Source organism: Microcystis sp., from assembly GCF_048564745.1.
GTDB classification, from domain to species: domain Bacteria; phylum Cyanobacteriota; class Cyanobacteriia; order Cyanobacteriales; family Microcystaceae; genus Microcystis; species Microcystis ichthyoblabe_A.
The window spans coordinates 20,347-37,047 of the sequence record NZ_JBLZRT010000129.1 but is presented as its reverse complement, the minus strand read 5'-3'; the positions used below and the strand labels follow the sequence as shown (position 1 = coordinate 37,047).

The following is a 16,701-nucleotide window of genomic DNA, read 5'->3' as shown; positions in this document are numbered from 1 at the left end:
TTCTTTACAAAAATTAATATTTAATCTATTGACTTTTTTAATAAAAAGTGGTAGAAAATGGCAGCTCGGACGAGATGTCGCTGTTCAAACATGATCAGGGTTAGGATCTGATAATCCTCCGTAATTAATTAAATTATATTAATTTTCTTGAAAATACTTGACATTACCCCCCCCCTATGTTAGCCTTCGCAACTAATAATACTTTTTTATGAAGGAGCAATGTATGTTCTTCAAAACCTCTGTAGCTGTTGCCACTACCGCCATCGGTTTAACTGCCCTAGCCTATCCTGCCCAAGCTGCCCAGTTCTTCTTCACCTATACCCACGGTGGCCCAACAACCCCAATAGTTGTCACTGGAACACTCACAGGTGACCTCGGGCCCGGGGGTATTATCACTATCAATGGATTTAGTGATATCACATACAATGGAGTTGACCTCGACAGCGATCCTTTTGAATGGCAGCCTGGCAGCACTTTTGTCGATTCCTACAGTAATCAATCCTCAGGTAGTGGGGTTCCTGCTACGGCTAGTTTTAGTGGTGCATCCATGGATTTTGTACTTTTCGGTAGTGTTTTTCAGTATATTGGCTTTGGTCCTGTTGTGGTTGGGAACCCGACGATTTTTAGCTCTAGCCTTTCTCAAACTATAACGAATCCTCCTCTTACGAATGACCTAGGTGGTGTGGAAGAACCATTTAATCAAGCGGGCTGGAGCATACAACTCATCCCTGAACCTAGTGCTGTTGTCGCCCTATTGGGGTTGGGGTTGGGCGCCTTGGCTTCTAGAGTTAGGAAACAAGGTTAATTTTGATTTTCCCGATGAGAGGTGAGGGTGCAACACTGGCACTTCCACAAGGTTTCATCGGGATTAATGCCTAATTCTCTTAATCTTGCCGTTAATTGCTCAATTTTTTGTAAAGCCAGTTCTTTTTGTTGTCTTTCATGTTCTTTTTGTTGTAAAGCCAGTTCTTTTTGTTGACGTTCAGATTTTTTGGACTGTTTCTCCAGAAGAGCGGCTTCCTCAGGTGTTGGGATTAACTGACCTTTAGGACTAAAATAACGCAATTTATCGGCGTAGATCCCTAAATATAAGCCCAATTCCTCACTCCATAACCAACCCTTCGGCCTGGCTCAGGGCAAGCTGAGCCAAGCCGAAGGGGGCAAGCCAGAAATAATCAGGAGTTCTAAAGGTATTTTGATAAATTTCTTTCTTTTCTTCCCTATCAGTCTTAGCGGTACTTTCAAAAGAGGATTTCTATAATCACATTAGGATATTTTCCCTCTTCTTGCCATACTACCCAACTTTTCCGGTTTTGGTTTCTAGTTGTTCCTAATACTACAAAAAAGTCAGGTCCTCTAAAGTATTCTGATTTTTTCTGATTTGGGCTGTAGTAGATGGTTAAATTCCCGGTTGCAAAGTAATCTTCTCTATCTTGCCATAACCATTCTAGGCATTTTATCAATAAAATAATCTGAGTTAGATGTAAATTACTTTCCAATGGCAGTTCATCACTCCAAAATTCGCCTTTTGGGAAGATCATCTCATCTTTTCGGGCGGTTTGGCTAGGGGATAGGGGTTGAGTTGTAGTCATGGTTATCTGCTATGAATAATAAGCTGTCCGTGTATTTAAACTGCTTGTTGAGATGAGACAAGGGGCAACAGTAAAGGGATTGGGGGAGATTCAGCTAATCTCAGGATAGGCGGTTAAAATGCGTCTTAGCTTATAATGTCCAACTGGCAAAGCATTAAACCACCATCACTGCTACCGAATCACCAGCGTCGGGTGGAGTATTCTCCAAAATTACCCTAAAAATTCTCTTCACCATTCACCCCTAAATTCTGACTTTTAACTGAGGCTGAGGTCGATTTTTTAAGCATTATTGACCTTCTCACCTCTAAGAGCCGAAAATAAACAGAGACGACCTAAACCCAAGATTGCTGGTGAGAAGTTTTCCTGACTGGGGGCCTCTAGATGGCAGCCAGCAAATTCTTGCTGAATTTCTGTTAGGAAATAGGGCCAAATGGTCAAGAAAAAATTACCGCTAAAAATTATTTGATCGATATCTTTAAGACTTTTTTGCTGTTTTTCTAACAAATCATTAACTTTTTGTCTTAAATTATCTAGATATGGTATGATTACCTTCTTATTTAAATCCCTGCGACTGACCGTCCAAGTATGACCGGCTAGAGAGGAGGTAAATTCGCTTTCTTCTTGGAGGATTAATTTGGTTAATCTAGCGGCTGCCAGTAAAGATTTTTTTAAGGGATTAGTATCGGTGATATCGGAGAGCGAAAGCGGCAAAAAAGAACGCCAGAGAGGATAAATTAACTGAGAGAGTATGGCCTGTTCATAGGTGTTTTCCCCGTAGTTAAAATGGCTCAGAGCGATCGCTTGACGGGATAAAGAGCAAGTTTGGGGTGGGACTTCCAGCAGCGCTAAAGTGGTAGTCTCTCGTTTACCTTCGATCACCAGTAGGGTTTGGGGTTGGGGTTGGTCGCTAGTGGGAATATAGGCCAGGGCAGTAGCGATCGCTGTTTCCAGACTAGAGAGGCGATCGGGGGGTATTAGTTGCGCTGTGAGAAGGGCTTTTTTTAGGTCATCCGTGGGGGTTTCCCCGTCATCGGTAATAATAATAGCTTCTAATCGCTCTAGGGCTTCCCAGAGCCAAGAATCGGTGCTAAAATCCCGATTAGATAGCCAGCTAATTAGATATTCTTCCACCTGAGAGCAGGGTAAGAGATCGCTCGTTCCCGTTGCTAGACTCCAAGAAAGAGGATAAAAATCGATCAATCCTTGGCTTTCCCGAAAAAAGACGATTTTCACCCCTGGTGGTTGTACCTCCATTCCTAGGGACCAACGGGCAACTTCTGGGGTTGGAGCGGGGGATAATAAAGGAAAAAGAAGCGCTTTGGCCGATTCTAAATGTTGACGAGTGGCGATAATTGTCTCGGAAGTAACTTCTTGCGGGTTAACTAGAGATGAAATCACCTTGGCAAGAATCCGATCGATCTCGGTCAGTAGGGAGGAAAAATCCTGTTTATCGGTCACTAGATAAATAAAAATACCCACAACTGTCTATTGTAGAATCACCCACTTAAAACAAACAAAACTTAAATATTAAACCATGGAAGAAAAACGCTATCCTGCGGAAAAATCAGCAGAGATTCAAAAATTATTGGATACCGCCACTTTATTTGTCGGTTTGCCCCGTGAAAGCCTCGATCAAGTTACTTCTCATGCTGTCACCCGCACTCATCCTGCTAATCGGGCGATTTTATTAGAAAATGATTGGGGGGGTTCAGTTTACTTTATTCTCGATGGTTGGGTGAAAATTCGTACTTACAATATGGATGGCAAAGAAGTCACCTTAAATATCCTCGGTAAAGGGGAAATAGTCGGAGAAATGGCCGCTTTAGAAGAATCTCCCCGCTCCACTGATGCTATCACCTTAACCACGGCCACAATTAGCAGTATTCCCGCTCAAGATTTTGTTAATCTGCTCAAATCGGAGCCTTTAGCGGGAATTCGTCTTTCTCAGTTGATGGCCAAGCGTTTACGTCAAGTTAACCAGCGTTTACGCTTGCGCGAGGCTGATAGTCTTTCCAGAGTCGCCGATACTTTACTCTTTTTGGCCGAAGGTCAAGGAGAAAAAAGCGGTCAGGGTGCGATAATTCCTAATTTACCTCACCGGGAATTGAGTAGTATTAGTGGACTGGCCCGGGAAACCGTGACCCGATCCTTGACCAAATTGCACAAAAAAGGACTGATTCAAAGACAGCAGGAATCCCTCTGTATTCCCGATCTGGTCGCTTTAGAAAAAGTGATCGCCTAAATTCAGTTATCAGTTATCAGTTATCAGTTATCAGTTATCCTACTAAAATCCGGTTATTAAAGACTGATTATTTATCTCCCCTTTTGCCTGTTGCCTGTTGCATGAGTGCCTATCTTCACTAGGAAATTTATTTTGCACGACTACTTATGACTGAAAGATTAACCGGTTTTGGAGTGGTGCTGGTGACAACGGCCAGCGAAACGGAAGCGGAACACCTAGCGATCGCCTTACTTAACGAGCGCCTGGCCGCTTGTGTCAGTATTTACCCGATTCGTTCCATTTATCGTTGGCAGGGACAGATTGAAAACGAGCGCGAATGGCAATTAGTGATTAAAACCGATTTAAAGCAGTTTGAGCAGTTATCGGCGAAGATACAGGAACTTCATAGCTATGCCGTCCCAGAAATCATCGCTTTACCGATTGTGGCGGGTTCTCAGACCTATTTAGACTGGTTAGCCTCCCATACCAGTGGGGTGTCAGAATAGACCAATCGGCCACTTGAGCGAAAAAAATCTATATAATTCTTAATAAACTATCTCAGGAAGCGCAAAAAGTTTTAATCTAGATGCTGATTAAATGTTTAAACATCTGGTTTTAAGACCGATCGCCTCCACGATTGGAGAACTCAGCACATCGTCAAGGGAGATAGTTAAAATCCAATGAGTCTTAAGGCAAGCGGTGGCAGCTCCTTAGCGCGTCCCCAACTCTATCAAACCGTCCCGGTATCTGCCATTACCCAAGCAGAACAACAAGACCGCTTTCTCGATAAACCCGAACTCAATGAACTGATCGCCTACTTCCAATCGGGGAGCAAGCGCTTAGATATCGCCCAAACGCTCACCCGGAACTCCGATCTGATCGTCTCACGGGCAGCTAACCGGATTTTTACCGGTGGTTCACCCATGGCCTACCTAGAAAAACCCCCCGTGGAAGAATTGGCCCTGGTGGGTGCGGGTAAAGTTATCAACGTCCAGGAAGGGATGAAATTAGGAACCGTTACCTACGCGGAAAGCGGCTCCGGTGGCGGTGGTGGCCTTCTCGGTGGCTTAAAAGGGATTTTCGCCTCTAGCGGCCCGATTCCCCCCGGATTCCGACCGATTAACGTCTCTCGTTACGGTCCGAGCAATATGCAGAAGTCCCTCCGGGATTTATCCTGGTTCCTGCGTTATATTACATACGCGATCGTGGCTGGTGATACCAGTATCCTGATCGTTAATACCCGGGGTTTAAGGGAAGTTCTCGAAAATGCCTGTTCTATTGATGCCACCATCGTGGCCCTACAGGAAATGCGGGCCGCTTCGATCGAGTATTTCCAAAGAGACAAGGATGCGGCCACTTTAATCAGTGACTATTTCAATATCCTACTGGGGGAATTAAAGGCCCCCACCCCCTCTAATAAACTGCGTCAGCGTCCCAGTAGTGACCAACAGGGTTTAAGTCTTCCCCAAAGCTACTACAATGGCGCCGAAAAACGGCAAAAGTTTGTCATGAAAACCGGTTTATCGGAGTCGGAAAAATCTTCGATTATTAAGGCAGCCTACAGACAAATTTTTGAACGGGACATCACCCGCGCCTATAGTCAGTCCATTTCTGACCTAGAATCGAAGGTGAAAAACGGCGACATCTCGATGAAAGAATTCGTCCGTCGTCTCGGTAAATCGCCTCTCTATCGTAAACAGTTCTTTGAACCTTTTATCAATAGTCGCGCTCTAGAATTGGCTTTCCGTCATTTCCTCGGTCGCGGTCCTTCCTCCCGGGAAGAAGTGCAGAAATACTTCTCGATCGTCTCTAGCGGCGGTTTAGCGGCGTTAATCGATGCTTTAGTCGATTCTCAGGAATATTCCGACTATTTCGGCGAAGAAACCGTTCCCTATCTCCGGGGTTTGGGTGCAGAAGCGCAGGAATGTCGTAACTGGGGGATGCAGATCGACCTGTTTAACTACAGCGCACCTTTCCGCAAAGTTCCCCAATTTATCACCACCTTTGCTAAATACGATCGCCCCTTACCGGATCAGCACGTTTACGGTTCCGGAAATGATCCCCTAGAAATCCAATTTGGGGCAATTTTCCCGAAAGAAACCCGCGAACCTAGTTCTAGTCCCGCTCCCTTCGGTAAAGATACCAAACGTATCCTCATCCACCGCGGACCTGCCACTAATAACCAAAATAGCAACCCCGGCGCCCGAGGTGAATTCCCCGGTACTTTGGGACCGAAAGTTTTTCGTCTCAATAACGAGTTACCCGGTTCTAGCAATGGGGTGAGCGTTAAATTTGGCGAAAGTTCCACCCAAAGAGTGATTTTAGCGGCTTATCGTCAGGTTTTCGGTCGAATGCCCTACGAAGGTCAGCGTTTATCCGTGGCCGAGATTAAGCTGGAAAATGGCGATATTACTCTGCGCGAGTTTATCAAAACCCTAGCTAAATCCGAGGCTTTCCGGAAAATCTACTGGACTCCTCTCTATGTGGTGAAAGCGATCGAATATATTCACCGTCGTCTGCTCGGTCGTCCCACCTACGGTCGTCAGGAAATGAATCAATACTTCGATCTTTGCTCGAAAAAAGGCTTCTATGCTTTAATCGATGCCCTTATCGACAGTCCTGAATATACGGAAGCTTTTGGCGAAGATACGGTTCCCTACGAGCGCTATCTAACTCCCCAAGGGATGCAGTTACGGATGGTGCGTTTGGGTAATCTCCGCGAAGATATCGGCCAAAGAGTTGATAAAGAGGAAACCCCGCGCTTTATTGAATTGGGTACACCTTCGGTCTCGATTCGCACTGAACCGGATATTCAATCTCGTGTCGGTCAAGGTGTCACGGTTCAACGGGAACAAACTAAGGTCTTTAAACTGTTAACTAATCTGGATAAAGTTGCCGTACAAAATACTGTTCGCGCCGCCTATCGTCAGATTTTTGAACGGGATCTCGAACCCTATATCATCAATGCCGAATTTACCGCTTTAGAGAGTAAATTAAGCAATGCTGAGATCACGGTGAAAGAGTTTATTGAGGGTTTAGGTGGTTCGGATCTTTACCTGAAAGAATTCTATGCTCCCTATCCGAATACGAAAGTAATTGAATTGGGAACTAAGCACTTCTTAGGTCGCGCTCCCTTGAATCAAAAAGAAATCCAGAAATATAACCAAATTCTGGCAACTCAGGGATTAAAGGCTTTTATCGGTGCCATGGTTAATAGCATGGAATACCTACAATTATTTGGTGAAGATACAGTTCCCTATCGTCGTTTCCCAACTCTACCAGCCGCTAATTTCCCCAATACGGAACGCTTATACAATAAGCTGACTAAACAGGATAGTGAACTGGTGGTTCCCAGTTTTAAACCAGTAGTTAAGGTCGGTGGTTAGTTAGTCCTTGAAGTTAGTTAATTTAGCTCGTGTTTAACACGAGCTTTTTTTTAGTTTAGTACCCCAAAGCTAACCCATCGGACCGAGGTTCGCAATTTGCCGGATAATTTGACCCTTGCCAAAATGGGAGGAATCTGCGATCGCTACCTGATGGCCTCTGGGGGTTAATCCGGGCAGTAATTCGGGGGCTGCACCCCTTTCTAAAAGTACGCTGTTTCCCTGTAAAAATCGCCATCTAGTGGCATCAAGGGCGGTTTGAGGATTGAAATGATGGTCAACCATGTTTACCGCCATTTATCGCGGGCTTTGGGGTTGCATCGGCGCACCCATCAAAAGTGCCATCATCCCAAGGGAGAAAACTGACGACAAAAGTTTCATCCCCCTAAATCCCCCTTAAAAAGAGGGACTTAAATTGATCATTCGATGTGTAATTTTCACCCGCGAGAATTGGCATAACTTACTCGTTTAAAACTACAGTTTTTTTCGGGTAAACGACAATAACGACATTCCGAGGGGTGAGGTTGCCGAGGGGGAAAATCGGGACAGGTAAAAGAGGAGAGAACTTGCTGAAAATGAGTGATAAAATCTCGATCGATCCGTTGATTAGGTATATCGATAATTCGATCGGGATAAATCAAACGTCCGTGGGGAATTTGACCCTTGCAGAGGGATTTTGTTTCCGGTGCGTGGGGGAGTAGAAGCATATAGAGGAGGATTTGGTAAAGATGGGAGGTTTTTTCCCGTCCACTTTTGCAGTCCTCCACCACTACCCAATTATCCTTAATTGCGACGATATCAGGACGACCAGCAATACAGATAGAATAGGTTTTTCCTTTCACTTTAAAGGAGTTAGCATTCTCCACATTAACGCTAAAACCCAGATTTTGTAATTCGCTCGATCTTTGTATAACCATTTTGTCATGATCGCTACTATCGAAGTCGCTGGGAAGCAAAGAAATATGATAATTTGTCGGCAACCAATTCCCATAATGACAGTTTTTTTCTTTGGCCATCAGTTGCGCTACACGAGTTACCCAAGCATAGGGAGTTAACCGTTTTTGAGATTGGGAGGGGATTAGATTCGTCGCTTTATTGGTCTTGGGTAAGACATTCTGATTAAGAGCCATATATTTACTCATTCAAAGTTTATATTGCGATAATATCGGCATTAAAATCAAATTTCGAGAGCAGATCACCTCAAAATTAAGTGAGGTGAAGTGAGGTAATCTGAGCTTGTGGATAAAAATTGATCTGGCTATATTGATAAATGTTAACCTGATGGGAAAGCTAAAGAATGAATAGCCTCAATGCGATCGCTATGACTAAAGCTAAACTGGCAACAAAGGGTATTTCTGCAACCAATCAAGGCAAAATTCGACTCAGAGAAGCGCAAACAAGAAAAGAAGGCAAAAAGTTAACTTATGAGCGTATTGCTGAGAAAGTTACTACAAGTAGAAGTACCGTAGAGCGATTTTTTAACGGCAAACCTATCGAAATAGCTACTGCGAAGGGAATAGTCGAACTTTTAGGATTAAAACTAGATGATGTAGTGGATTCTAGTCATTTACAGTCATCAGAACCAGTTTTGGAAGAAGCGCAGCAGCAAACTATTCTCCATGAAGTCTTTACAAAAATGCTCGCAGAACAAATTAAACGCATGACCTCAAATCCTTTAACCGTAGGGGATGATATTAATTTAGAGCGAGATAAAATGTATGTTCCTTTGGGATTAATAGAACGGATAAAAAAACCTAGAGTTAAGGATAGGGAAGCGGAAAAAGGATCGAGATTTTACGATTCCCAAGAAGAAATCACCCGCAGATTTGAAAATGATCAGTTTTTCTGTGAGGTAATCGAAGGGGGAAATAGTCCTAAAAGTGCGGGAAAACGGATCGTAATTATCGGTGAACCCGGTGCGGGAAAAACTACCCTACTACAGCAGATAGTTGATCGCGTTTCACAAACACATCCAGAAGATAGAATTATTTGGGTTTCTCTCGCAGATTTGCCAGGGGATAATTTAGAGAATTATTTACTTGACAAATGGCTAAAAGTAGCTTTAAAAACCTTTGAGGTTAAACCAGAATCAAAACGAGCATTAGTAGATATTTTCAATACCGAGAGAGTTTGGTTATTACTAGACGGACTCGATGAGATGGGGATTAATAACCCATTATTCTGGATTCGTAACCAGATTGAGCAAAGTTGGCTCGCTGCAGCAAGAATCCTGTTAACCTGTCGGTTGAATGTGTGGGATAATGGTAAGAATTATCTCGATAATTTCGATGTTTATCGGAATTTATATTTTGATGAGGAACAAGTTAAGGATTTCATTGGTCGGTTTTTTATCAATGATCATAAGCGTTCTTTACTGCTTCAAGGTGAGTTAAATAAATCGGGAAAAGAACCTATTCGAGATTTAATTAAAAATCCTCTCCAATTAACTTTACTTTGTTACGCTTGGCAAAGACGAGAGGGTACTTTACCCGAAACGAAAGCGGGTTTATATAAATGGTTTGTGGAAACTCTATACGAATGGAAATCTGAATATTTTCCCACTACATCGTCACAGCAAAAAGAGTTAAATCGTGCCTTGGGAGAATTGGCAAAGGCAGCAATTAATCAACCATCAAATCGTTTCCGCTTAAGTCGTGAGCAAGTAGTTAAATATTTGGGTGAAATCGATCAACCTTTAGGTAAATTAAAATTAGCTTTAGATATAGGTTGGTTAAACATCGTTGGGGTTGCTGAAGAAAATCCAGAGGAAGAAGTTTATGCTTTCTTTCATCCCAGTTTTCAAGAATATTTTGCCGCTTTGGTTATTGATGATTATCAATTTTTCTTGAATCATATTCCTAAAAATCCAGAACAAGGAGTCTATAGAGTTTTTGAAAATCAATGGACAGAAGTTATTTTATTATGGTTAGGACAGCAAAGTGATCAGATAATAGCTGAAAAAAATAAATTAATGGAGGAGTTGTTTAATTTTAATGATGGTTGTGGGTTTTGTAATTTTTACTGGTGTGTTTCTTTTGAAATTCTGATAAAGTTTTTAGGTGAATTCAAACAATATTGCAATTATGATAAAATTCTCACCAAGGCTATTCAAATAACTTTAGGTGAAATTGATATAAATACGGGGGAAATATATCATTATTCTTATGGGATCGATTCACGTAGGCTCTTACACTCATTGTATGAGTTTGACAAAGATAAATTTATTGCCACTTTAACAAAGTATTGCTTGATTATCGAGAATAACTGCAAACTGAATAAAGCAGAAAATCTGGCTCCTTTAGTTGTTTTTTTATTGAATTATGACAGTAGCAATCAATTAGGGATATCAATTGGTCTTCATCTATTGATAGATGAAGAACTAGATGATCCTTATCGTTCATTTGTGCTATGGAGTTTATCGGAGCAGCCGCAAACAGGAAAAACTATTTCAGAAACTCCAGAGCTAATATCGATATTGTTAAAAAAACTCAATCAAAAACTGTGGGATATTATTCATAAAGCAAACTATCAAAAAAAAGATTATCTTTTTTTTCTAGAACATAAGGAAACCGTGGACTTTATAGAAAGATTAGCTATTACTGATCCATTAATTTTTGATAACTTTTTTCCCTTTCTTATGACTGAACCAGAATTTTCTAAAAACAAAGAAATAATAATCTATGAGATTTTAGAAAATTGGGATTTGTTGTATAACATGGATCGCTTGACTATTTGGTATCAAGAAAATATTTTCAATAAATTAGAACATAGTAAGATATTTGATAGTCAAGACAAAAAATCTTTATTAAATAAGCTAAAAAATTCAGACAGGGAATATCTTTTTGAATTAGACAGGGAAGGTGAAGACACAGAGCTTGAAGTACAATATGTGAAAATTTCAGAATTAATCGAAACATATACAAGTAATATTAGCATAGACTATTATTCCGAGGCTTTAGCATCTATAATTAAAGGTAGTTATCCAGATTATTTTGATCGAATTCCAAATCCAATTGAAATTGACTATGAAAGTATGTCTAAAAACGATGTACTATGTCTAATAATCAAGTCACTAAAAAAATATTTGACCGAAGCTTATAGCAGTTATGATAGAACAACTTTTGAAGAATCCTATAGAGTTTGCTGCCAATGTGTTCAACAGATGACCTATACCGAATTTTATAAAGCGTGGCACGGTCAAACTGAAAACAACATTCCCGAAGAACTACAATCGCAACACTTAGACTATATTCTTGAAAAAATTAAAACAAATAACCCCAATGTTCGCACTATTGATATTAAAACAATAAACCAAGAGACTAACCTCGATCGCCTTGCGAAAGGTCTTGGTAATCGTATCTTGACAAAATTAATTTCTCCGATTAATGATGTCTATCATTTAGAGTGGTGTCTCAAGACCGAAAACCCAAATCTTGCCCTAATTTTTTATGGTGATGATCCGAGGGATTCTTTTATTCAACTTTGCCAACTTATCAGCGATTTTGGTTCTATTGCCATAATCACAGATAAACCTATAGAACAGCCAATACAAGGATTTTTACCCAATCAAATTAACCTCGAAAATGCCAGACAAACTTGGCTAGAAAAAATGGTAAAATAAATTATTGATCCGAAAAATTTACCTAAGTATTATTCTTGAAAATGTTTAACACATCGGGCGCTAGGGATTGACTGGTAGCGACGGCAGCGCGAGGGGAAAAAATTAAACGACGTTGGGAAGGGTAGGGATAAAAGTTAGGATCGAAAACCATGGCAATTAGGGAAAAAGTGCGGGCGGTTTTTGGTAGAATTAATAGTGCGAGCAAGTGTATTAATCGAGAATTTCTCACCTTCCCCGATGGAAGTTGGAAGCATTAAGTCTCGGTGACTTCTAAACTGTCCACAATTGTCCGAAAGCTTTCTAATCCAGCTTCGAGGTTTTCCATAATCTCCAAAGCCAGCACATCGGGGTCAGGCAGGTTGTCAAGGTCGGTTAAACTTTTATCTTTGAGCCAAAATATATCGAGGCTGGTTTTATCCCTGGCGATAATCTCATCATAGGTGAATTTTCGCCAACGTCCTTCGGGATTCTGTTCTGAATAGGTTTCGCTGCGTTGATGACGATTTTGGGGATGATAACAGGTGATGAAGTCCTGTAAATCGTCGGGTTTTAAGGGGTTTTTCTTGAGGGTAAAGTGAATATTGGTGCGAAAGTCATAAAACCAGATGGCTTTTGTCCAAGGGTCTTTAGCGGCGGGTTTATTATCAAAAAAGATGACGTTGGCTTTCACTCCCTGTTTATAAAATACGCCGGTGGGTAATCTGAGGATAGTATGCAGGTCGGTGGTTGATAATAGTTGTTTGCGGACGGTTTCCCCGGCGCCACCCTCGAAAAGGACGTTATCGGGGACAACCACGGCAGCTTGTCCTGTGCTTTTGAGCATGGAACGAATATGCTGGACGAAGTTGAGTTGTTTATTAGAAGTGGTTGCCCAAAAATCCTGACGATTATAGGTTAAGTCTTCTCGGTCCTGTTCCCCGTCTTCATTAGTGAAAGTTAGGCTGCTTTTTTTGCCGAAAGGGGGATTAGCAAGGACATAATCGACGCTAAGGGGAGAAGGAGCAATCAGAGCATCGGTGGAGGCGATAAAGCATTGCTCATCGTTAATATCGCCGATATTATGCAGAAACATATTCATCAATGCCAGGCGTCTTGTATTGGCGACGATTTCATTACCGTGAAAGGTGCTTTTTTTGAGAAATTCTTTCTGTTCTCGGTCTAAGGGATGATTTTTGACCAAAAAGTTATAGGCTGCCAGAAAAAAGCCGCCGGTTCCACAGGCAGGGTCAGCAATAGTTGCCATGGGTTGGGGACGCAAGCATTCTACCATGGCCCAAATCAAGGGCCGAGGGGTGAAGTATTGGCCGGCGCCGCTTTTGGTGTCTTCGGCGTTTTTTTCCAGAAGTCCTTCGTATATGTCGCCTTTGACATCCGTTTCCATCATCACCCAGTTTTCTTCATCTATCATGGTGATGATTTTGAGCAGTTTGGCAGGGTCTTGGATTTTGTTTTGAGCTTTGGTGAAGATTTGCCCTAATAAGCCTTTTTTTTGCCCTAATTCGCGTAATATGCCGAGGTAATGAGCTTCGAGGTCGGCCCCTCGTTTGCTGCGCAGACTTTGCCAGTCGTATTCAAAGGGGATGCCGATTTTGCGATTATAGGGCGGTTTGGCGTATTCATCAGCCATTTTCAGGAATAGGAGGTAGGTGAGTTGTTCAAGGTAGTCCCCATAACTGACCCCATCATCCCGCAGGGTGTTACAAAAACTCCAAACTTTTGACACAATTGAGGCGGTATTCATGACATTGGTTTGTTTATTAGGGTTTTATTGGCGTTTTTTGGCTTTTTCATAAGCAGGGTCATGTTCAGCAAAGCTTAGAATAACCACTCGTTTAGGAGAAGGTTTGTCATGGATGCGATAAACAAGACGGTAGGGGGTTCCATTCCAATCGATTTCTAAGGCACGACATCCTTTGAGTTTTCCTGTTAAGTTATGACTAGGAAATCCTAACGTTTGATAGGGGTCTAAGGCGAGTATTTTTTGATAGTTTTGCCATTTTTGTTGCAGTTTTGGCGGTAATTGCGAGATGTCATTTTGTAATTCTTTGACGCTTTGAACAATATAAGGATTTTTAGCTTTGCTCATTGGCAACCCACTGTTTTAGCTCATCTTCGTCAATTTCTTGGTCTGCTTGGATAAGAGTAATTAATTGACTGGGATTATCTAATTGGGGCAGTCTTTCTATAGCTAAAGCTTCGGCTGACAGGGTTTGAGGATTGTCTTCGAGGATGACAATAACTTCGACTTTTGCCCCTTGGGGAAGTTGGGGGGTGTCGATTTTTATTGTTCCATCGGATTGAACGAAGGTGGTTTGACGAATTGCTTGTGCCATTTCTGTACTATGATTTATGTGATTTTTTGATTGGCTATGATTAGATTTTGCTACGAATATCAAAAGTTTTTGAATTGAGCATCCCATCAATCCCTCAATCATAGTCCTCATTTAATCATTCCTAATCATAGTACGAGTTTCCCCTCAAAGGCCCGTTTTAAGATGCTTTGGCGCAATGCTTCCGCTTTGTTTAAGTTCTCGGTGAGGGTGGCTTCTAATTGGTCACATACTGATAATCTTGATTCGATTTCATCTAATATCAATTTTTGTTCAACTGTCGAACACAAAACAATAGGTAGATTAGATAAAACGGTCATATTAATAGATGCTAAGTTTACCGTCTGTTTTCCATGCTTAAAAAAATGGTTTCTAGCTGTCTGAGTTTGCGAAAAATAAGAAATATAGAGAGATTTTATAAGTTGTTGGAAAGTTCTTGCTCGAAAAACATGGTTTTGATGAATACAATCTGAAATTTCGTTTCTCCAAATTGTTCCTCTTCCTAATTTGTCCCTATCACCTCCCTCTGTGTAAAGAATATCGCCAGATACTAATCTATATTTTTCTAAATCTTCAGGAAGTACCTCAATATATTTTATAACAGATAAATCTAAGTAGCCATCTTGAACATTTGCTACTCTCAAGTAAGGGAGAGAAATAGTATTTTTACCCTCTAATTTCCTTCCTTTTGTCACACCACCAATAATATCACATAAATTTCCCAATTTCACCCACATCCAACCATCAGGTAAACTGGGTAAATTGCTTAATTCTTCTTTGGTGAGGGGAGGTAAATCTTTTGGCTGTTGGGGTTTGGTGGGTTTTTTTGTTTCCTTGCCGTTATTTTCCCATTCTTTAAGCGCTTGTTTCCAGTCTGCTAATTGTTGCTGATAATGGCGTTTTCTTTCAGCTTTAATCTGTTCTAATAGGGTATCGGCATCCTCTAGACTGTCTTGATGTGTGTTGCGCCATTTTTCGGTTAATTTGCCCTCAAATGCCCATTTTAACACTGCTTGACGGTAGGTTTTTAGTTGTTCTAGCGCTTTTTTCAGGGATGCAACCCCGTTATCTAATTCTGAGAATAATTCTTCAATTTTCTCGACAATGCGATGTTGTTCAGGTAGGGGAGGGAGGGGAATAGAAAGACTTGCAAAAGCTTTCGCTGATATCTCTTTAAAAGTTGTTCCATTTGCGTGCTTTTCTGCAAGCTGCTTTGCTGATTTTAAATAATAATAAATATATTCATTAAAAATGTTTTCATTAGGGATAATACTTTTAAATCCTTGATTGGTAGCTAATGAATTAGAAGCAATAGCGACATATCCTATTGGAGCGCGAGAAGAAAATAAAATAGAACCTTTAGGCATTAATTTCGCTGAAGAATTTTCTAAACCAAATTTAGAAATTGATTTATTTCCCTTTGATATATATTTCTGATTATAACCAGATAAATCAGCAGGAGAAATCCAACAAATTTCCTCCTCCCAATATTCAGCAACTTTAGTTGATGGTGTCCCACCTGATACAATTTTTCCTATATCTTGAAGTTGCACAATTTTCCACCCCAGGGGTAAATCTGAATAATTTGAGTTTGAGTCAGTCATAATCAATAAAAATCACTCCTCTTGAGGATTAATAATAGTTGTCATTTTTGCAATTAAATCAGGGATATTGTCTTGGGATGTTTGCCAAAGCGTGATTAATCTAACCTCTGAATAATCATGAATAATTTTATCTCGCATTCCTGCCATTTTCCGCCATTCTATTTGCGGATAGAGACAGCGAAACTCATCAGGAATATTTTTACTCGCTTCCCCAATAATTGCCAAAGCCATCATCACTGATAAAACTCTCTCCTCATTTTGTTCAAATTCCTCAAAAGATAAATTTATGGTTTGTTCTTGGATTATTTTAGCATATTTTAAAATATCCTCTAGATAATTTTTGACAATCCTTTTCATAGATAAACTGTCTCATTGAGAATCTGTTCACGAAGGGCAGCTTTTAAGGATTTTTTATCAATTAAATCCACAGGAAGACCAAGTTTATCACTAATTAAATACTCAACTTCTACTAAATCAAATAAGGTGGGGACTTGGGAAAATTCTACTAAAATATCCACATCACTATCTTTAGTTTGTTCTCCCCTGACATAGGAACCAAAAAGTCCTAATTCAAGGATTTTAAATTTTTCTATTAAAAAGGGCTTATAAGGGATTAAAATTGCTTTGATTTCCTCTAAAGTTTTCGGTTTAACTTCTTCGGGTTTCACTTCAGAGGAAAGCTGTTCAACGAGGCATTTTTTATCCATCGGCGATAATTGCTTGGCTAATTCCATCACATCTTGTAAGGTCATATTTACTCCTTAATTTGTAGGAAATAATTCCTCAATAACTGACAAATATTCGGTAATTGCGTCTTGAATGTTGCTTAACCCTTCTTTCTCTGTCTCTCCCTGGGACCAACAACCGGGCAACCCCGGACAACAGACGCTGCAGCCTTCTTCGGATTGATAGAGAATGATTTTATGTTTCATGATTTAGGAGTCCTTTTG

The 16,701-nt window shown here is 40.8% G+C and carries 16 protein-coding genes and 1 pseudogene; 5 read left to right on the top strand and 12 right to left on the bottom strand.

Going from position 1 to position 16,701, the window contains the following annotated elements; all coding sequences use genetic code 11:
* The first annotated feature begins 223 nt into the window (after positions 1 to 223).
* A complete protein-coding gene (locus ACOCD9_RS14600; protein WP_419547851.1) occupies positions 224 to 805 on the top strand; it encodes a PEP-CTERM sorting domain-containing protein in 582 nt (193 codons plus the stop codon).
* Here ACOCD9_RS14600 and ACOCD9_RS14595 read toward each other — a convergent pair.
* Positions 802 to 1,592, bottom strand: a pseudogene (locus ACOCD9_RS14595) (Uma2 family endonuclease). The gene ACOCD9_RS14600 and the pseudogene ACOCD9_RS14595 sit on opposite strands and share 4 nt — an antisense overlap.
* Before the next feature lie 279 nt (positions 1,593 to 1,871).
* Entirely contained in the window at positions 1,872 to 3,071 is a 1,200-nt protein-coding gene (locus ACOCD9_RS14590) for a hypothetical protein (protein ID WP_287702858.1), read from the bottom strand.
* A gap of 55 nt (positions 3,072 to 3,126) precedes the next feature.
* On the opposite strand from ACOCD9_RS14590, the gene ACOCD9_RS14585 reads away from it, so the two are divergent.
* The 3 genes from ACOCD9_RS14585 (at position 3,127) to ACOCD9_RS14575 (ending at position 7,199) form a co-directional block, all read left to right on the top strand.
* Positions 3,127 to 3,834, top strand: coding sequence for a Crp/Fnr family transcriptional regulator (locus ACOCD9_RS14585; protein WP_287702856.1), 708 nt, complete (start codon positions 3,127 to 3,129; stop codon positions 3,832 to 3,834).
* Between the two features lie 146 nt (positions 3,835 to 3,980).
* Positions 3,981 to 4,319 carry a divalent-cation tolerance protein CutA gene (gene cutA, locus ACOCD9_RS14580; RefSeq protein ID WP_419547850.1) on the top strand — a complete coding sequence of 113 codons (339 nt, stop codon included), beginning with the start codon at positions 3,981 to 3,983 and terminating at the stop codon, positions 4,317 to 4,319.
* A 174-nt stretch (positions 4,320 to 4,493) separates the two neighbouring features.
* Positions 4,494 to 7,199: a phycobilisome rod-core linker polypeptide gene (locus ACOCD9_RS14575; RefSeq protein WP_419547849.1), complete on the top strand. Its 2,706-nt coding sequence runs from the start codon at positions 4,494 to 4,496 to the stop codon at positions 7,197 to 7,199.
* A gap of 69 nt (positions 7,200 to 7,268) precedes the next feature.
* Here the strand turns inward: ACOCD9_RS14575 and ACOCD9_RS14570 are convergent, their stop codons facing one another.
* Both ACOCD9_RS14570 and ACOCD9_RS14565 read right to left on the bottom strand, forming a co-directional pair.
* Positions 7,269 to 7,481 (bottom strand): gamma-glutamyltransferase, encoded by a 213-nt coding sequence (locus tag ACOCD9_RS14570; protein WP_419547848.1) that lies wholly within the window; start codon positions 7,479 to 7,481, stop codon positions 7,269 to 7,271.
* 152 nt (positions 7,482 to 7,633) lie between these two features.
* Entirely contained in the window at positions 7,634 to 8,326 is a 693-nt protein-coding gene (locus ACOCD9_RS14565) for a PD-(D/E)XK nuclease family protein (protein ID WP_419547847.1), read from the bottom strand.
* Positions 8,327 to 8,493: 167 nt separating this feature from the next.
* On the opposite strand from ACOCD9_RS14565, the gene ACOCD9_RS14560 reads away from it, so the two are divergent.
* On the top strand, positions 8,494 to 11,817 hold the full coding sequence (locus tag ACOCD9_RS14560; RefSeq protein WP_419547846.1) for an NACHT domain-containing protein: 3,324 nt from the start codon (positions 8,494 to 8,496) through the stop codon (positions 11,815 to 11,817).
* 22 nt (positions 11,818 to 11,839) lie between these two features.
* Here the strand turns inward: ACOCD9_RS14560 and ACOCD9_RS14555 are convergent, their stop codons facing one another.
* The 8 genes from ACOCD9_RS14555 to ACOCD9_RS14520 form a co-directional block, all read right to left on the bottom strand.
* On the bottom strand, positions 11,840 to 12,022 hold the full coding sequence (locus ACOCD9_RS14555) for a hypothetical protein (RefSeq protein WP_271926183.1): 183 nt from the start codon (positions 12,020 to 12,022) through the stop codon (positions 11,840 to 11,842).
* Positions 12,023 to 12,070: 48 nt separating this feature from the next.
* Positions 12,071 to 13,558: an N-6 DNA methylase gene (locus ACOCD9_RS14550; protein ID WP_419547845.1), complete on the bottom strand. Its 1,488-nt coding sequence runs from the start codon at positions 13,556 to 13,558 to the stop codon at positions 12,071 to 12,073.
* A gap of 24 nt (positions 13,559 to 13,582) precedes the next feature.
* Positions 13,583 to 13,903, bottom strand: coding sequence for a type II toxin-antitoxin system RelE family toxin (locus tag ACOCD9_RS14545; protein WP_002733533.1), 321 nt, complete (start codon positions 13,901 to 13,903; stop codon positions 13,583 to 13,585).
* Positions 13,890 to 14,150: a hypothetical protein gene (locus tag ACOCD9_RS14540; protein WP_002775395.1), complete on the bottom strand. Its 261-nt coding sequence runs from the start codon at positions 14,148 to 14,150 to the stop codon at positions 13,890 to 13,892. The genes ACOCD9_RS14545 and ACOCD9_RS14540 overlap by 14 nt, the downstream gene beginning before the upstream one ends.
* Before the next feature lie 125 nt (positions 14,151 to 14,275).
* Positions 14,276 to 15,751, bottom strand: a complete 1,476-nt coding sequence (locus tag ACOCD9_RS14535; protein WP_287702844.1) for a restriction endonuclease subunit S — start codon at positions 15,749 to 15,751, stop codon at positions 14,276 to 14,278.
* 12 nt (positions 15,752 to 15,763) lie between these two features.
* Positions 15,764 to 16,108, bottom strand: a complete 345-nt coding sequence (locus ACOCD9_RS14530) for a DUF86 domain-containing protein (RefSeq protein WP_123230081.1) — start codon at positions 16,106 to 16,108, stop codon at positions 15,764 to 15,766.
* Positions 16,105 to 16,503: a nucleotidyltransferase family protein gene (locus ACOCD9_RS14525; RefSeq protein WP_002775384.1), complete on the bottom strand. Its 399-nt coding sequence runs from the start codon at positions 16,501 to 16,503 to the stop codon at positions 16,105 to 16,107. The genes ACOCD9_RS14530 and ACOCD9_RS14525 overlap by 4 nt, the downstream gene beginning before the upstream one ends.
* A gap of 9 nt (positions 16,504 to 16,512) precedes the next feature.
* Positions 16,513 to 16,683 (bottom strand): type II toxin-antitoxin system HicB family antitoxin, encoded by a 171-nt coding sequence (locus ACOCD9_RS14520; protein ID WP_002734875.1) that lies wholly within the window; start codon positions 16,681 to 16,683, stop codon positions 16,513 to 16,515.
* Positions 16,684 to 16,701 lie beyond the last annotated feature (18 nt).